The organism is Actinomadura formosensis (assembly GCF_050948385.1).
Lineage (GTDB): Bacteria > Actinomycetota > Actinomycetes > Streptosporangiales > Streptosporangiaceae > Spirillospora > Spirillospora formosensis.
In genome coordinates, this window is the sequence record NZ_CP192011.1 from 2,476,096 (window position 1) to 2,490,305 (window position 14,210).

The 14,210-nt window shown below is 74.3% G+C and carries 13 protein-coding genes; 9 read left to right on the forward strand and 4 right to left on the reverse strand.

All coding sequences use genetic code 11. From position 1 onward, the window contains the following. Window positions 1-4: 4 nt before the first annotated feature. Entirely contained in the window at window positions 5-700 is a 696-nt protein-coding gene (locus tag ACQP1N_RS11720) for a hypothetical protein (protein WP_067791901.1), read from the reverse strand. Further along, the gene (locus tag ACQP1N_RS11725) at window positions 697-1,284 is read right to left on the reverse strand and encodes a SigE family RNA polymerase sigma factor (RefSeq protein ID WP_067792131.1); all 588 of its coding nucleotides are present in this window, start codon (window positions 1,282-1,284) and stop codon (window positions 697-699) included. Before ACQP1N_RS11725 ends, ACQP1N_RS11720 begins: the two co-directional genes overlap by 4 nt. 300 nt (window positions 1,285-1,584) lie before the next feature. On the opposite strand from ACQP1N_RS11725, the gene ACQP1N_RS11730 reads away from it, so the two are divergent. From ACQP1N_RS11730 to ACQP1N_RS11745, 4 genes are all read left to right on the forward strand, one after another. Beyond that, window positions 1,585-1,929: a histidine triad nucleotide-binding protein gene (locus ACQP1N_RS11730; RefSeq protein ID WP_067791899.1), complete on the forward strand. Its 345-nt coding sequence runs from the start codon at window positions 1,585-1,587 to the stop codon at window positions 1,927-1,929. Between the two features lie 144 nt (window positions 1,930-2,073). Beyond that, window positions 2,074-3,153 (forward strand): PhoH family protein, encoded by a 1,080-nt coding sequence (locus ACQP1N_RS11735; RefSeq protein WP_084262290.1) that lies wholly within the window; start codon window positions 2,074-2,076, stop codon window positions 3,151-3,153. Beyond that, on the forward strand, window positions 3,150-3,626 hold the full coding sequence (ybeY, locus tag ACQP1N_RS11740; protein WP_067791897.1) for an rRNA maturation RNase YbeY: 477 nt from the start codon (window positions 3,150-3,152) through the stop codon (window positions 3,624-3,626). The genes ACQP1N_RS11735 and ybeY overlap by 4 nt, the downstream gene beginning before the upstream one ends. Continuing rightward, window positions 3,626-4,957, forward strand: a complete 1,332-nt coding sequence (locus ACQP1N_RS11745) for a hemolysin family protein (protein ID WP_433231110.1) — start codon at window positions 3,626-3,628, stop codon at window positions 4,955-4,957. Before ybeY ends, ACQP1N_RS11745 begins: the two co-directional genes overlap by 1 nt. 62 nt (window positions 4,958-5,019) lie before the next feature. Here ACQP1N_RS11745 and ACQP1N_RS11750 read toward each other — a convergent pair whose 3' ends face one another. After that, on the reverse strand, window positions 5,020-5,358 hold the full coding sequence (locus tag ACQP1N_RS11750; RefSeq protein ID WP_433231112.1) for a cytidine deaminase: 339 nt from the start codon (window positions 5,356-5,358) through the stop codon (window positions 5,020-5,022). A 110-nt stretch (window positions 5,359-5,468) separates the two neighbouring features. On the opposite strand from ACQP1N_RS11750, the gene ACQP1N_RS11755 reads away from it, so the two are divergent. Genes ACQP1N_RS11755 through era form a run of 3 tightly spaced genes read left to right on the forward strand, consistent with a single transcriptional unit; the run spans window position 5,469 to window position 11,961 of the window. Beyond that, window positions 5,469-7,601, forward strand: coding sequence for an MMPL family transporter (locus ACQP1N_RS11755; RefSeq protein WP_067792124.1), 2,133 nt, complete (start codon window positions 5,469-5,471; stop codon window positions 7,599-7,601). A gap of 51 nt (window positions 7,602-7,652) precedes the next feature. Continuing rightward, window positions 7,653-10,994, forward strand: coding sequence for an ATP-binding protein (locus ACQP1N_RS11760; protein ID WP_067791889.1), 3,342 nt, complete (start codon window positions 7,653-7,655; stop codon window positions 10,992-10,994). 43 nt (window positions 10,995-11,037) lie between these two features. Beyond that, window positions 11,038-11,961: a GTPase Era gene (gene era, locus ACQP1N_RS11765; RefSeq protein ID WP_067791886.1), complete on the forward strand. Its 924-nt coding sequence runs from the start codon at window positions 11,038-11,040 to the stop codon at window positions 11,959-11,961. On the opposite strand, the gene ACQP1N_RS11770 is transcribed toward era, so the two are convergent. Continuing rightward, window positions 11,952-12,698, reverse strand: a complete 747-nt coding sequence (locus ACQP1N_RS11770) for a hypothetical protein (protein ID WP_433231117.1) — start codon at window positions 12,696-12,698, stop codon at window positions 11,952-11,954. The genes era and ACQP1N_RS11770 overlap by 10 nt on opposite strands. 100 nt (window positions 12,699-12,798) lie before the next feature. On the opposite strand from ACQP1N_RS11770, the gene ACQP1N_RS11775 reads away from it, so the two are divergent. Then, window positions 12,799-13,410, forward strand: coding sequence for a TerB family tellurite resistance protein (locus ACQP1N_RS11775; protein ID WP_067791880.1), 612 nt, complete (start codon window positions 12,799-12,801; stop codon window positions 13,408-13,410). Between the two features lies 1 nt (window position 13,411). Continuing rightward, window positions 13,412-14,188, forward strand: a complete 777-nt coding sequence (ddaH, locus tag ACQP1N_RS11780) for a dimethylargininase (RefSeq protein WP_067791877.1) — start codon at window positions 13,412-13,414, stop codon at window positions 14,186-14,188. Window positions 14,189-14,210 lie beyond the last annotated feature (22 nt).

Genomic DNA, 14,210 nt, shown 5'->3' on the forward strand with positions numbered 1-14,210 from the left:
GGCGTCAGGGAGTGGTCGCGGCGCCCTGCTCGCCCGGGTTCACGGGGGCGCTCGTCGGCGTCTGCGTCGGCTGATCGGTGGGCTGCGGCGTCGTCGGCGGCGTGGTGGGCTCGGTCGGCGTCGTCGGCGTGCTGGGCCGGGCGGTCGGCGTCTCGCTCGGGCACGGCTTGGTCGTGGGCGACGGCGTGGCGGCGGTGCTGGGCGAGGCGGAGGCGGTGCCCGACGCCGGCGGCGGGATGCGGCAGGACGACAGCCCGGGTGACGAACTGGGGCGGGCCGTCGACGTGGTCGTCGGCGCGCCGGACACGCTGCTCCCCGGCGAAGCCGGGTCGGGGAACTCGGGGCTGCCCTGGGAGTCGCTGCGGTCCCCGTCGGCGTCGCCGTGCCCGCTGTCGGACGGCCCGTTGCTGCCGACCGACTGCTGGATGAGGTTGATGGTCTGCGGTGCCGTCACGCCGAGGCCGGCGATCACCACAGCGGCGGCCACGGCGAAGACGGGCCGCGCCCAGCCGACGGTGAACCGGTCCCACCCGAACCGGGCGGGGCCGAACCGTCCGAGACCGAACCGGCGGCCCTGCCCCTCGGCGATCCGGGCCCGGATGCGCTCCAGGCCGTCGCCCGCGGGGTTGACCGAGTCCGCCTCCGCGCGCAGGGCGCGGCGCAGGATCTCGCCGTGCTCGTCGTGGGGGTCGGTGGTCATGAGAACTGCTCCAGGACGTTGCGTAGCGCGGTCATTCCGCGCGCCGTATGACTTTTCACGGCGCCGCGGGAGATGCCCATCGTGTTGGCGATCTCCGCTTCGGAGAGATCGGCGTAGTAGCGAAGGACGAGCGCCTCCCGCTGGCGGGCGGGAAGCCGGGACAGCGCGTCGATGACCGCCGAGCGTTCCAGCTCCCCGATGGCCCCGGCCTCCGCGCTCGGCGCGTCCGGCAAGCCCTTCGGGGCGTACTTCTCGACGACGGCGCGGTGCCGGAGCACCGATCGCGACCGGTTCACCACCGATTGGCGCAGGTACGACAGGGCCTTGTCGGGATCGCGCAGGCGGCGCCATCCGCCGTGCATCGCCACGAAGGCGTCCTGGACGACCTCCTCGGCCGTCCCGGCGTCCCGTACGAGCATGGCCGCCAGGCGTACTAGCGAACGGTAGTTGGCGCTGTAGAGCGCGGTCACAGCCTGGTCGGCGTCCCAGGCGACGGCCACCGCCCCCGCCGTGCCCCTGGCCACGAGGGTCTCGGTCACGTCAGTTGGACGCGCACCCTCGTCGCCCGGTTTACGAAAGGGCATGTCCTGGTCTGCCTCGGTCACCTATCCGCCGCCTTCGCCGGCCCCGGCCGTCCATTCGGACGGTCGCCCTCGGGGTGGCGTGAATCGGGCGCCCCCGCCCGGCCGAGACGTGCCGCAACGCCGTGCGAACCAGGGGGTACGCCTTGAGCTGACAACCTTAACCAGTGACCGGTCGGAATGGTGACCGTAACCGGAGAGTCGATGGGGGAAAAACCGATCCACCACGGGGCGCCGCGGGCCGTGCCGGCGCGGGGCTCGATAGGATTCCGGGGCGGTCGCGGCCGCGGCGAGGGGAGACAGATGACCGACTGCCTGTTCTGCAAGATCGTTTCTGGTGACGTGCCCGCCAAGATCGTCCGCGAGTCGGCGGGGGTGGTGGCGTTCCGTGACATCAACCCCCAGGCGCCCACGCATGTGCTGGTCATCCCCAGGGAGCACCACTCGACCGCCGCCGAGCTCGCCGCGTCCGACGCCGAGCTGCTGGCCGAGGTCGTCCGCGAGGCGCACCAGGTCGCGGTCGACGAGGGCATCGCCGACACCGGCTACCGGGTCGTGATCAACACCGGCGCCCAGGCCGGCCAGACCGTCTTCCACGTGCACGCCCACGTGCTCGGCGGGCGTGGCCTCAACTGGCCGCCCGGCTGACCCCCGGCCGCGGCCCCGCAGGGGCGTTCGGCGCGCGAAAAATCCTTCGGCGCCGTGGCGGGGGTGCCCAGTACGATGGATGTGGCATACCTGGACACCCTGAGTACACAGAAGGCAGGTCCGAAAGGCCGCAAGGCCCGGCTGATGGTCGAATCAACTCACACGAGGTCAACTCGCCCGGAGCGCGACGACCGGAACGGCGCGCGCTCGCAGATCAAGATCGTGGTGCCGGACGACCATTCGATGGTGAGCCTGCTGGGCTCCCGGGACGAACTGCTCCACACGATCGAGCAGGCGTTCGGCAGCGACATCGACATCCACGTCCGCGGCAACGAGATCACCGTGACCGGGCCCGAGAGCGAGACCGACCTGGTCTCCCGGCTCTTCACCGAGATGTTCGAACTGCTGAAGGGCGGCACGCAGCTCACTCCCGACGCCGTTGAGCGCAGCCTCGCGATGCTGCGCGGTGAGAGCGACGCGCGTCCGGCGGAGGTCCTCACCCTGGACGTGCTGTCCAGCCGGGGCCGGACGATCCGCCCGAAGACGCTGAACCAGCGGCGCTACGTCGACGCGATCGACAGGCACACGATCGTGTTTGGGATCGGCCCCGCCGGCACCGGCAAGACGTACCTGGCGATGGCCAAGGCCGTCCGCGCGCTGCAGGACAAGCAGGTCAACCGCATCATCCTGACGCGTCCCGCGGTCGAGGCGGGGGAGCGGCTCGGGTTCCTGCCCGGAACGCTCTACGAGAAGATCGACCCGTACCTGCGGCCGCTGTACGACGCGCTGCACGACATGCTCGACCCCGACTCGATCCCGCGCCTGATGGCCGCCGGGACCATCGAGGTCGCCCCCCTCGCCTACATGCGCGGGCGGACGCTGAACGACTCGTTCATCATCCTGGACGAGGCGCAGAACACCTCGCCCGAGCAGATGAAGATGTTCCTCACCCGGCTCGGGTTCGGCTCGAAGGTCGTCGTGACGGGCGACGTCACGCAGGTCGACCTCCCCGCCGGGCAGATGAGCGGGCTGCGCGTCGTCCAGGAGATCCTGGAGGGCGTCGAGGACATCGACTTCTGCCGGCTGACCAGCCGCGACGTCGTCCGGCACAGGCTCGTCACCGACATCGTCGACGCCTACAACCGCTGGGACGAGGCGCGCGTGCCGGAGATCAAGCAGGGTGCGGCCGGACGCGGCGGATCCCGCAAGCGAGGGCGGCAGTGAGCATCGAGGTGCTGAACGAGTCCGGCGTCCCGGTCGACGAGAAGGCGATCGAGCGGCTGTCGCGGCACGTTCTGGACGGCATGCGCGTCCACCCGCTGGCGGAGCTGTCGGTCCTGCTGGTCGACGAGGCCGCGATGACCGAGCTGCACGAGAAGTGGATGGACGAGCCGGGCCCGACCGACGTGCTGTCGTTCCCCATGGACGAGCTGCGTCCCGGCCACCTGTCCGGCGGCGCCGACGAGGACGGCGAGACCGATCCGGGGCTGCTCGGCGACGTCGTCCTGTGCCCGTCGGTGGCGGAGAGGCAGGCGCGGGAGGCCGGGCACAGCACCGGGGACGAGCTGGAGCTGCTGTGCGCGCACGGCATCCTCCATCTCCTCGGTTACGACCATGCCGAGCCGGAGGAGCACAAGGAGATGTTCGGCCTGCAGGCCGAGCTCCTCACCTCCTGGCGGGAGAAACGCGGCGGCTGATGAGCACCGCGCAGGCGTGGCTGTCGGCCCTGGCGGTGGGCCTGGTCCTCTTGGCGGGGCTGCTGGCCGGCACCGAGGCGGCGCTCGCCCGGGTGTCGCGCGTCACCGTCGATGAGGCCGTCCGCGAGGGGCGGCGCGGCGCGGAACGGCTCGCGGAGGTCGTCGCCGACCCGGCCCGCTACGTCAACATGGTGCTGCTGCTGCGGATCGGCTGCGAGCTGGTCGCGACCGTGATCGTGGCGGACCTGTGCATCTCCTGGCTGAACGAGACGTGGCGCGCCTACGTCACCGCCGCCGCGATCATGATCGTGGTCAGCTATGTGGTGATCGGGGTCGGACCGCGCACCCTCGGCATCCAGCACGCCGAGCGGATCGCGCTGGCGGGCGCCGCCGTGATCCATCCGGTGACGCGGGTGTTCGGGCCGCTGCCCCGGCTGCTGATCGCGCTCGGCAACGCGCTGACGCCCGGCAAGGGGTTCCGGGAGGGCCCGTTCGCGTCCGAGGCGGAACTGCGCGACCTCGTCGACCTCGCCGAGCAGCGCAGCCTGATCGAGCCGGTCGAGCGGGAGATGATCCACTCGGTGTTCGAGCTGGGCGACACCCTCGTCCGCGAGGTGATGGTGCCGCGCACCGACATCGTGTTCATCGAGCGCACCAAGACGCTGCGGCAGGCGCTGTCGCTGGCGCTGCGCAGCGGTTTCTCCCGCATCCCCGTCGTCGGCGAGAACGAGGACGACGTCGTCGGCATCGCCTACCTGAAGGACATCGTCCGCCACACCCAGGAGCACCGGGAGAGCGAATCCGTGGAGACGGTCGGCTCGGTGATGCGGCCGGCCACCTACGTCCCCGACAGCAAGCCGATCGACGAGCTGCTGCGCGAGATGCAGGCCCGGCAGATCCACGTCGCGATCGTCATCGACGAGTACGGCGGCACCGCCGGCCTCGTCACCATCGAGGACATCCTGGAGGAGATCGTCGGGGAGATCACCGACGAGTACGACCGCGAGACCCCGCCCGTCACCTGGCTGCCGGACGGCGCCGCCCGCGTCACCGCCCGCCTGCCCGTCGAGGACCTCGCCGAGCTGTTCGGCGTCGAACTCGACGCCGAGGAGGTCGAGACGGTCGGCGGCCTGCTCGCCCACGCCCTCGGCCGGGTCCCCATCGAGGGCTCCACGGCCGCGGTCGGCTCCGCCGAGAACGGCCCCGTCCTGTCCCTCAAGGCCGAGACCATCGCGGGCCGCCGCAACCGCATAGGCACGGTGCTGGTGCGCAGGCTGGGCGCCACCGCCGCGCAAGCGCCGGACACCGAGGATTCCGGCCAGACCCGCTAGGCGCCCATCACCGGCTTACCGGCGCGTCCGCATCACCCACCGGCGCATCACCCACCGGCGCATCACCCACCGGCGACGCCATGGACACTGCCGTCGGGGCCGGCGATGAGGACGGGAGCCTTGGGGCCGAGGTCCCGGACGGCGGTGATGTCGGACGGGTCGGGGGCGTCGGCCGCGGTGACGACGGCGGCGGCCTCCAGGTCCTCGGCGCCGCTGGAGACGGCCATCGCGACGGCGACCTTGAGGGCCGAGAGCTTGAGGGACGGCAGGTCCACGCTCGTGGCGGAGTAGGTGCGGCCCGTCTCGTCGCGCACGGCGGCGCCCTCGGCGGCGCCGGTGCGGGCCCGCGCCGACCGGGCCAGGGTGATGATCTTCGCGTCCTCGGGGTTCAGCTCGCTCACGTCGCCCAGCGTACGGGGTGCGGCGGGACCGCAAGTCACCGCCAAGTGGGCGCCAAGGGCGCCGCGCGATCCTCAGCCGGTCGGAGAATGCCGTTTCTGGGGAGAAAATGATGTCCCGTCTGCTTTACCGCCTGGGGAGGGCCGCGGCGTCGCGGCCCTGGCGGTTCATTGCCCTGTGGCTGACCCTCGTCGCCGCGATGGCCGGGCTCGCGGGGGTCGCCGGGGGCGCCCCGCACGACGACTACACGCTGGCCGGGACGGGGTCGCAGCAGGCCACCGACCTGCTGCGGGAGCGGTTCCCCGCGCTGTCGGGCGCGGACGCGCGGGTGGTCGTGCACGCGAGGTCCGGGACGGTCGACCGGGCGAGGCTGGCCGCGGCGGCGGGCGAGCTGCGGAAACTGCCGCACGTCGGCGAGGTGAGCCCGGCGCGGCCGAGCCCGGACGGCGCGACCGCGCTGATGACCGTCCAGTACTCGGTGCCCGTCACGGACCTGGCGCCGCGGGAGACGCTCGACCTGCTGCGGTCGGCGACGCGGAGCCTGGACGCGGCCGGATACCAGGTGGAGTTCGGCGGCCAGGTCCCCGAGAACGTGACGGCGCCCGGCGGGGTCGCCGAGGCGATCGGGATCGTGGCCGCGCTGATCATCCTCTTCCTGGCGTTCGGGTCGCTGGTCGCGGCGGGACTGCCGCTGGCGGTGGCGCTCACCGGGCTCGGCGTGGGCGTGTCGGGGATCACGCTGGTGGCGGCGTTCACCGATGTCGCGACCACCGCGCCGACGCTGGCGACCATGGTGGGGCTCGGCGTCGGCATCGACTACGCGCTGTTCATCCTCACCCGGCACCGGGAGGGGCTCGCGGCGGGGCTCGGCGTGCCGGAGGCGGCGGGCCGGGCCATCGCGACCGCCGGCCTGTCGGTGATCTTCGCGGGGTTCACCGTGCTGCTGGCGCTGTGCGGGCTGGTGCTGTCGGGCATTCCGGTGTTCATGACGATGGGCTTCACCACGGGCCTGGTCGTCGCGGCGACCGTGCTGAGCGCGGTCACGCTGCTGCCGGCGGTACTGGGGCTCGCCGGCCGCCGCGTCCTGCGCCGCCGCGACCGGGCCGACGGCGCGACGATCACGGTCGAGTCGCCGCGGGTCCGGCGCTGGGCCGGGCACGTCGGACGGCACCCGTGGCCGTGGCTGCTCGCCGCGTCGGCGCTGATGCTGACCCTGGCCGCGCCCGCGCTCGGCATGCGGACCTGGCCGAGCGACGCGAGCAGCGAGCCGACCTCCAACACCGTCCGGCAGGCCTACGACCTGGTCGCGGACGCCTACGGGCCGGGCGCGAACGGGACGCTGCTCGTCACCGTCGATCTGCGCAAGACCGATCAGGCCGTCCTGGCGGGGCTGTGGGACCGGCTCGCCCGCACCGACGGGGTCACGGCGGTCGCGCCGGCGCAACTGTCCCCGCACCGCGACGCCGCCGTGATCATGGTGACGCCCGAGTACGGGCCGCAGGACGAGCGGGTGACCGGCCTCGTCGACCGCATCCGCGCGGACGCGCTGCCACCGGGCGCCGAGATCACCGGGCTGACCGCCATCTATGTGGACCTGTCCCGGATGCTGGCCGACCGGCTCTGGCCCGTGATCGGCGTGGTCGTCGCCACGTCCTTCGTCATGCTCATGATCGTCTTCCGGTCGCTGCTGGCGCCGCTGAAGGCCGCCGTGATGAACCTGCTGTCGATCGGCGCCGCGTACGGGGTGCTCACGGCCGTGTTCCAGTGGGGTTGGGGCACGGACCTGCTCGGGCTGCCGCACAGCGTCCCGGTGTCGTCGTTCATCCTGCTGCTGATGTTCGCGGTCCTGTTCGGCGTGTCGATGGACTACGAGGTCTTCCTGCTGTCGCGGGTCAGGGAGGAGTGGCTGCTGCACGGGGACGCGCGCGGCTCGGTCACCACCGGCCTCGCCGCGACCGGCCGGGTCATCTCCAGCGCGGCGCTGATCATGGTGGCGGTCTTCCTCGGCTTCGCCGCCGACCCCGGCCTGGTGGTCAAGCAGATGGGGGTGGGGCTCGCGGTCGCGGTGGCGCTGGACGCGAGCGTCGTCCGGCTGGTGCTGGTGCCCGCCACGATGGCGCTGCTCGGACGGGCGAACTGGTGGCTGCCGGGGCCGCTCGCCCGGGTCCTGCCGGCCATCGATCCGCATGGCGGCGCCGGGCCCGCCGCCGCGGCCGAACGGGAGCCCGAACCGAGCCGGGCGTAACCGGGGGACGCCCGGGATGGGCGGGCGCGTCCCGGCTAGGCTGAGCGGGACATGTCGCCTGTCGTACGCGTTCTCGGGGCCTTCGGCGCCGAGGTGGCGGGGGTGCCCGCCGACCTCGGCGGACCCCGGCAACGCTCGGTGCTGGCGCGCCTCGTCGCCGCGCGGGGCGCGATGGTCCCCGCCGGCCGGCTCGTCGAGGACCTGTGGGCGCAGGCGGCGCCGTCCCGCGCCGCCGCCGGCCTCCAGTCGTTCGTGTCGCACCTGCGCCGCGCCCTCGAACCGGAGCGTCCGCCCCGCACGCCCGCGCGCGTCCTGGTCACCGAGCCGCCCGGGTACGCGCTCCGGCTGCCGGACGACGCCGTCGACGCGTGGCGGTTCGACGCGCTGGTCGACGCCGCCGCCGAACTGCTGGAGAGCGATCCGGCCGAGGCTCGCCGCCGGGCGGAGGCCGCGCTCGCCGAGTGGCGCGGGCCCGCCTACGCCGAGTTCGCCGACCTGCCGTGGGCCGCCGCCGAGACCGCCCGGCTGGACGAGCGCCGCCGCCTCGCCGTGGAACGCCGGGCCGAGGCCATGCTGCGGCTCGGGGCCGCGGCCGAGGCCGTGCCCGACCTGGAGACCCACGCCGCCGCCGAGCCGCTGCGCGAGGAGGCGTGGCGGCTGCTGGCCCTCGCCCTCTACCGCGCCGGACGCCAGGGTGACGCGCTCGCCGCGCTTCGCCGGGCCCGCGCGACGCTGACCGAGGAACTCGGCGTCGATCCCGGTCCCGCGCTGCGCCGCCTCGAAACCGACATCCTGGCCCAGTCGCCCGGCCTGGGGGAGGATGTCGGTTTCGAGGCGGCACCGGCGCGTCCCGTCCTGCGGCTCGCGCCCGCGCCGCAGGAACCGGCGGCCTTCGTCGGGCGCGTCCGGGAACTCGCCCGGCTGACGGACGCGGCCCGCGACGCCGCCGCCGGCCAGGGCGGCCTGGTCCTCGTCGCAGGCGACGCGGGCATGGGCAAGACCGCGCTCGCCGAACGGTTCGCGCGCGGCCTCGCCGGCGAGGGCTGGATGTGCGCGTGGGGCCGCGCGCCCGAGACCGGCGGCGCGCCCGCGGCCTGGCCCTGGGCCGAACTGCTGCGCGAACTGGCCGCCACCGCGCCGCCCGGCGCGGACCTCGCCGCACGCCTCGGCCCGCTGCTGGGCGACGCCGCCGGACGCGCCGACGCCGACGCCGTCACCGGCCGGTTCCGGCTCCACCTGGCCGTCGGCGACTACCTCACCGCGATCACCGGCACGGCGCCGCTGCTGCTCGTTCTCGACGACCTGCACTGGGCGGACGAGGAGACCCTGGCGCTGCTGATCCGGCTCGCCGGGCGGCTCCGGGACCGTCCCGTCCTGCTGGTGGCCACGTTCCGGCACACCGAGGTCGCCGACGGTCTGGCCGCGGCGCTCGCCGCCCTCGCCCGCCACGAGCCCGTGCGGATCGCCCTCGGCGGCCTGTCCCCGGCCGAGGTCGCCGCCCTCGTCCGCGGCATCTGCACCACCCGCGTGGACGACGCGGAGCTGTCCGCCATCGCCGAGCGGACGGGCGGCAACCCGTTCTTCACCCGTGAGACGGCCCGGCTCCTCGACGCCGAGGGCCTGCCCGCCGCGACCCGCCGGGTGCCCGCCGGCGTCGGCGACGTGCTGCGCCGCCGCATCGCGCGGCTACCGGGACCGGTCCAGGGTGTCCTGCTGGACGCCGCCGTCCTCGGCCGCGACGCCGACCTGCGCGTCCTGGCCGAGCTGGCCGGGGACGACGACACGGTGCTCGACGCGGTCGAGGCGGGGCTCGGCGGCGGCCTGGTCACCGAGCCCGCGCCCGGCCGGATGCGGTTCGCGCACGCCCTCGTCCGCGACACGCTCTACGGGGGCCTGTCCCGCGCCCGCCGCACCCGGCTGCACGGCCGCGTCGCCGCCGCGCTCGAACGGCACACGCCCGACGAGGTCGCCTCGATCGCGCACCACTACCTGGAGGCGGGCACGGACCCGGACAAGGCCGTCCGCTACGCGCGCCGCGCCGCCGCGGCCGCCGAGGCCCGCTTCGCCCACGCCGCCGCCGCCGACCTGTGGGTCCGCGCCGTCGACACGCTGCGCGCGCAGGGGCCCGGCGCGACCCGGGAACGGCTGGAGGCGGAGATCGCGGCGATCCGCTCCAGCGCGCTGGCCGGGCAGGTGGTCAACGCCCGGAAGCGGCGGATGGCCGCGATCGCCGACGCCCGCGCGGCCGGCGACGTCCGGCTGCTGGCCCGGATCATCGCGAGCTTCGACATTCCCACGCTGTGGACGAGCCGCGAGTACGGGACCATCGACCGCGTCGTGGTCGAGGCCACCGGCGAGGCGCTCGCCCGGCTGCCCGGCGACGAGCCCGAACTGCGCGTCCGGCTCCTCACGACCCTCGCGATGGAACTGGAGGGCGAGCAGGACGACCGCGGGCTCACCGCGTCGCAGGAGGCCGTCGCCACCGCCCGCGCGCTGGGCGCCCCCGAACTGCTCGCCGCCGCGCTCAACGGCGCCTACGTCAACGGCTACCGCACCGCGGACGGCCTCGCCCGGCGGTGCCGGATCGCGACCGAGCTGCTCGGCCTCGCCACCGAGCACGACCTCGGCACCTACCGCGTCCTCGCGCACCTGCAGCTCCAGCAGACCGCCGTCGCCGCCCTCGACCTGCCCGTCGCGCGCCGGCACCTGGAGGAGGGGCGGCGGCTCGCCGACCAGTACGGGCTGCCGCTGCTCGCGCAGATCGGCGGCTGGTACGCCGGGCTCGTGCACGCCTTCGCCGCCCGGTTCGATGCGGCGGAACGCGCGTACGAGGAGGTCGGCGGCGCCATCGGCCGGAGCGGCATCTGGTTCAGCGAACGCGGCATGGTGTTCGTCGGCCTGTTCTGCGTGCGGCTCGCCCAGGGCCGCGTCGGCGAGCTGGTGGACGGCGCCGCATGGCTGTACCGGCAATGGAGCCATGTCGAGGCCACCGCCGACCTGTACGCCCTCGCCCTTGCCTCCGCCGGACGCGTCGCCGAGGCGAAGCGCGTCGCGGCCGGTGCCGGTCCCGTCCGGCTCGACTACTTCTTCGACCTCACCATGTCGATCCGGGCGCTGTGCGCGATGGCCCTCGACGACCGCGACCTGGCCGAGCGGGCCTACACGGCCCTCCTGCCCTACGCAGACCATGTGACCGGCGGCGCCACCGCCGCCGCCACCATCGGCCCGGTGGCCCACATCCTCGGCGACCTGGCCGTGTACTTGGAACGTCCCACCCGGACGGCCGCCGCCCACTACCGCAGGGCGGCCGAGGTCGCCGACCGCCTGGGCGCCGCCCAGTGGTCGGAGAAGGCCGGCGCGGCCATCGCCCGCCTCGGCACCCCGGCGGCGTGAGGGGACGTGCCGTCCGCCCGGCCGGGTGGGCGACAATTGGGGGATGACCAGTCTGGGGAACGGGACGGCCGAGGGGCATCGAGCGGGGTTCGCGTGCTTCATCGGGCGGCCCAATGTGGGGAAGTCGACCCTGATGAACGCCCTGGTCGGGACCAAAGTGGCGATCACCAGCAGCCGGCCGCAGACGACGCGGCGGGCCATCCGGGGTATCGTGCACCGGCCGGACGCCCAGCTCGTCGTCGTCGACACGCCGGGCCTGCACAAGCCGCGAACGCTGCTCGGGGAACGGCTCGACAGCCTCGCCCGGTCCACGCTGACCGAGGTCGACGTGATCGGGTTCTGCGTGCCCGCCGACCAGCCCGTCGGACCCGGCGACAAGTACATCGCGCGTGAGCTGGCGGCGGTGAAGAAGACGCCCGTGGTCGCGATCGTGACGAAGACGGACCTGGCCGCGCCCGAGCAGGTCGCCGAGCAACTGCTCGCGGTCGGGCGGCTGGGAGAGTTCGCCGACATCGTGCCGTGCTCGGCCGCGAACGGATTCCAGGTCGGCCTCGTCGGCGACCTGCTGATCTCGCATCTGCCGGAGGGCATGCCGCTCTACCCGGAGGGCGACCTCACCGACGAGCCCGAGCAGGTCCTGATCAGCGAGCTGATCCGCGAGGCGGCGCTGGAGGGCGTCCGCGACGAGCTGCCCCACTCGATCGCCGTGGTGGTGGACGAGATGGCGCCGCGCGAGGGACGCGACGACCTCGTCGACGTCTACGCGCACCTGTACGTCGAGCGGTCCAGCCAGAAGGGCATCATCATCGGGCACAAGGGCTCGCGGCTCCGCGAGGTCGGCGCGGCGGCGCGGCGGCAGATCGAGGCGCTGCTCGGCACCAAGGTCTTCCTCGACCTGCGCGTCAGCGTCCTCAAGGACTGGCAGCGCGACCCCAAGCAGCTCCGCCGGCTCGGCTTCTACGACTGATCTTTCTTCGCCTCGTCTTCCGCGGGGTCCTGCGGGCGGCCCCAGACCTGCTCCTCCCGGGGCCAGGCGGCGTATTCGCCCGGCTGGTCCGGGGAGGCGAACTGCCGCTGGTACACGTCCTGCTGCTGGTAGGCGTCCGGCCGCCCGGTTCTGGACACCCGTTCCCCGATGGGGCGGGCGAGGCTGAAGCCGATCACGAACAGGGACGCGATGACCGCGAGGTACCAGCCGTAGCGGACGGTGATCTGGTAGCCGAGGTCCAGCCCGGTCTCGGGCAGGTCGTCGCGGACGTCGCCGAGGCGCAGCACGAAGATGCCGCAGACCAGCAGGGCGAGCGTGCCGGGGACGGCGGCGAGCCCGCCGATCCGCGCGTCGCGGCCGAGGAGGTCCCAGCAGGCGAGCGCGATCGCGATCACGGCCAGGACGGGGACGGCGAGGATCATGTCGTCGGCGTCGATGCCGGCGACGCTGCCGAGGTCGCGGCTGAGCGTCCGGCCGAACAGGTCGACGGCGACCTGGGCGTGCGCCCACGGCAGGAACGCCGAGACGAGCAGCGCCGACGCGGCGGCGATCAGGGCGAGGATGACGGCGGTGCCGCGCCGCCGCGGGGGCTCGCCGGAGGGGGCGGGGACGGCCTCGGCCGGGGTGCCGGCGGGCGGCGGGTAGCCGTCCACGGGCGGCAGGAAGGACGGGCGCGAATGCGCGCGTCCCGCGTCGGAACCCAGGTCACCGGTCATGAACCCAGCGTAAAGGCAGGAACGGCATTGGCCGGGACGGCCACGTCGGCGCCGCTGGGTCGGTACTTTGGACCAAGTCCGTTATGGGAGGAGAACCCCGGTGTTGCTCGTTTTCGGACTGACGGCGGTGTTCCGTACGGTCAGCGAGGGGACGTTCCACTGCCCGCAGTGCGGGGGTGACCGTGCCTACCGCAGGCGCGCCGGGCGCCGCTGGCTCTCGGTGTTCTTCGTCCCGACCGTGCCGCTGTGGCGGCTCGGGAACGCGGTGGAGTGCCGCACGTGCCGGGGCCGGTTCCCCGGCTCGGCGCTGCGGACGCCGACCGCGCAGCAGATGGCCGAGACGCTGGCCGCCGGGATGCGGGCGGCGGCCGCGCTGGTGCTGCGGGCCGGCGACCCGGCCGACCCGGCGGCGCGCGCCCGCGCGATCGCGACGGTCACCGGGTACGGCGAGCCCGATTACGACGCGGCCGCCGTGAACGCCGACCTCGCGCTGCGCCGCACGTTCCTGGAGCGGGAGGTCGTCCGGGCCGGGGCCCAGCTCGCGGTGGAGGCCAAGGAGTGGTTCCTCGCGCAGGCCGTCCGGATCGGGCTGGCGGACGGGTCGCTCGGCGAGGGCGAGCGGCAGGCCCTGCACGGCATCGCGGACCTGCTCGGCATGTCCCCCGCGTACGCGCTGGGCGTGATCGTGACCACCGAGGGGGCGGCACGCTGACATGACCGCCGCCACGGACACGAACCGGGCCGGGAGGGCGCTGGTCCGGCCCCCCGGGCCGCGGATTGCCGAGGGAATCGTCACCTATGCCGCCCGCCGTCCCGTGGACGCCGCACTCGCGGCGCGCCAGCACGAGGCGTACGTGGCGGCGCTGCGGTCGGCGGGCTGGCGGGTCCGCGCGGTCGCGCCGGCCGACGATCAGCCCGACGCCGTGTTCATCGAGGACGCCCTGGTCGTCGCCGACGATCTCGCGATCCTGTGCCGGCCGGGGGACGCGCGCCGCCGGGGCGAGGCGCAGGGCGCCGAGCGGGCCGCGCGGGAGCTGGGCCTGCGGATCGAGCGGATCGAGGAGCCGGGCACCCTTGACGGCGGCGACGTGCTGAGCGTCGGTGACACCGTCTATGTGGGACGCGGCGCCCGCACTAACGAGGAGGGCGTCTGCCGGCTCGCGCGCCTGCTGGGCGGGCGGAGGGTCGTCCCGGTGGAGACCCGCGGCTGCCTGCACCTGAAGTCGGCGGTCACCGCGCTGCCGGACGGCGGCCTGATCGGCGTGCCCGGCATGGTGGACACGTCGGTGCTGCCGTGCATGCGCGTCGCCCCCGAGCCGTCGGGCGCCCACGTGGTGGTGCTCGGGCCCGACCACGTCCTGATGGCCGCGTCGGCGCCGCGCACGGCGGCCCTGCTGGCGGCGGACGGGCTGCGCGTCACGAGCGTCGACATCAGCGAGTACGAGGCCCTCGACGGCTGCGTGACCTGCCTGTCGGTACTCGTCCGCTGACCGGGCCGGGGGGAATGCCGCG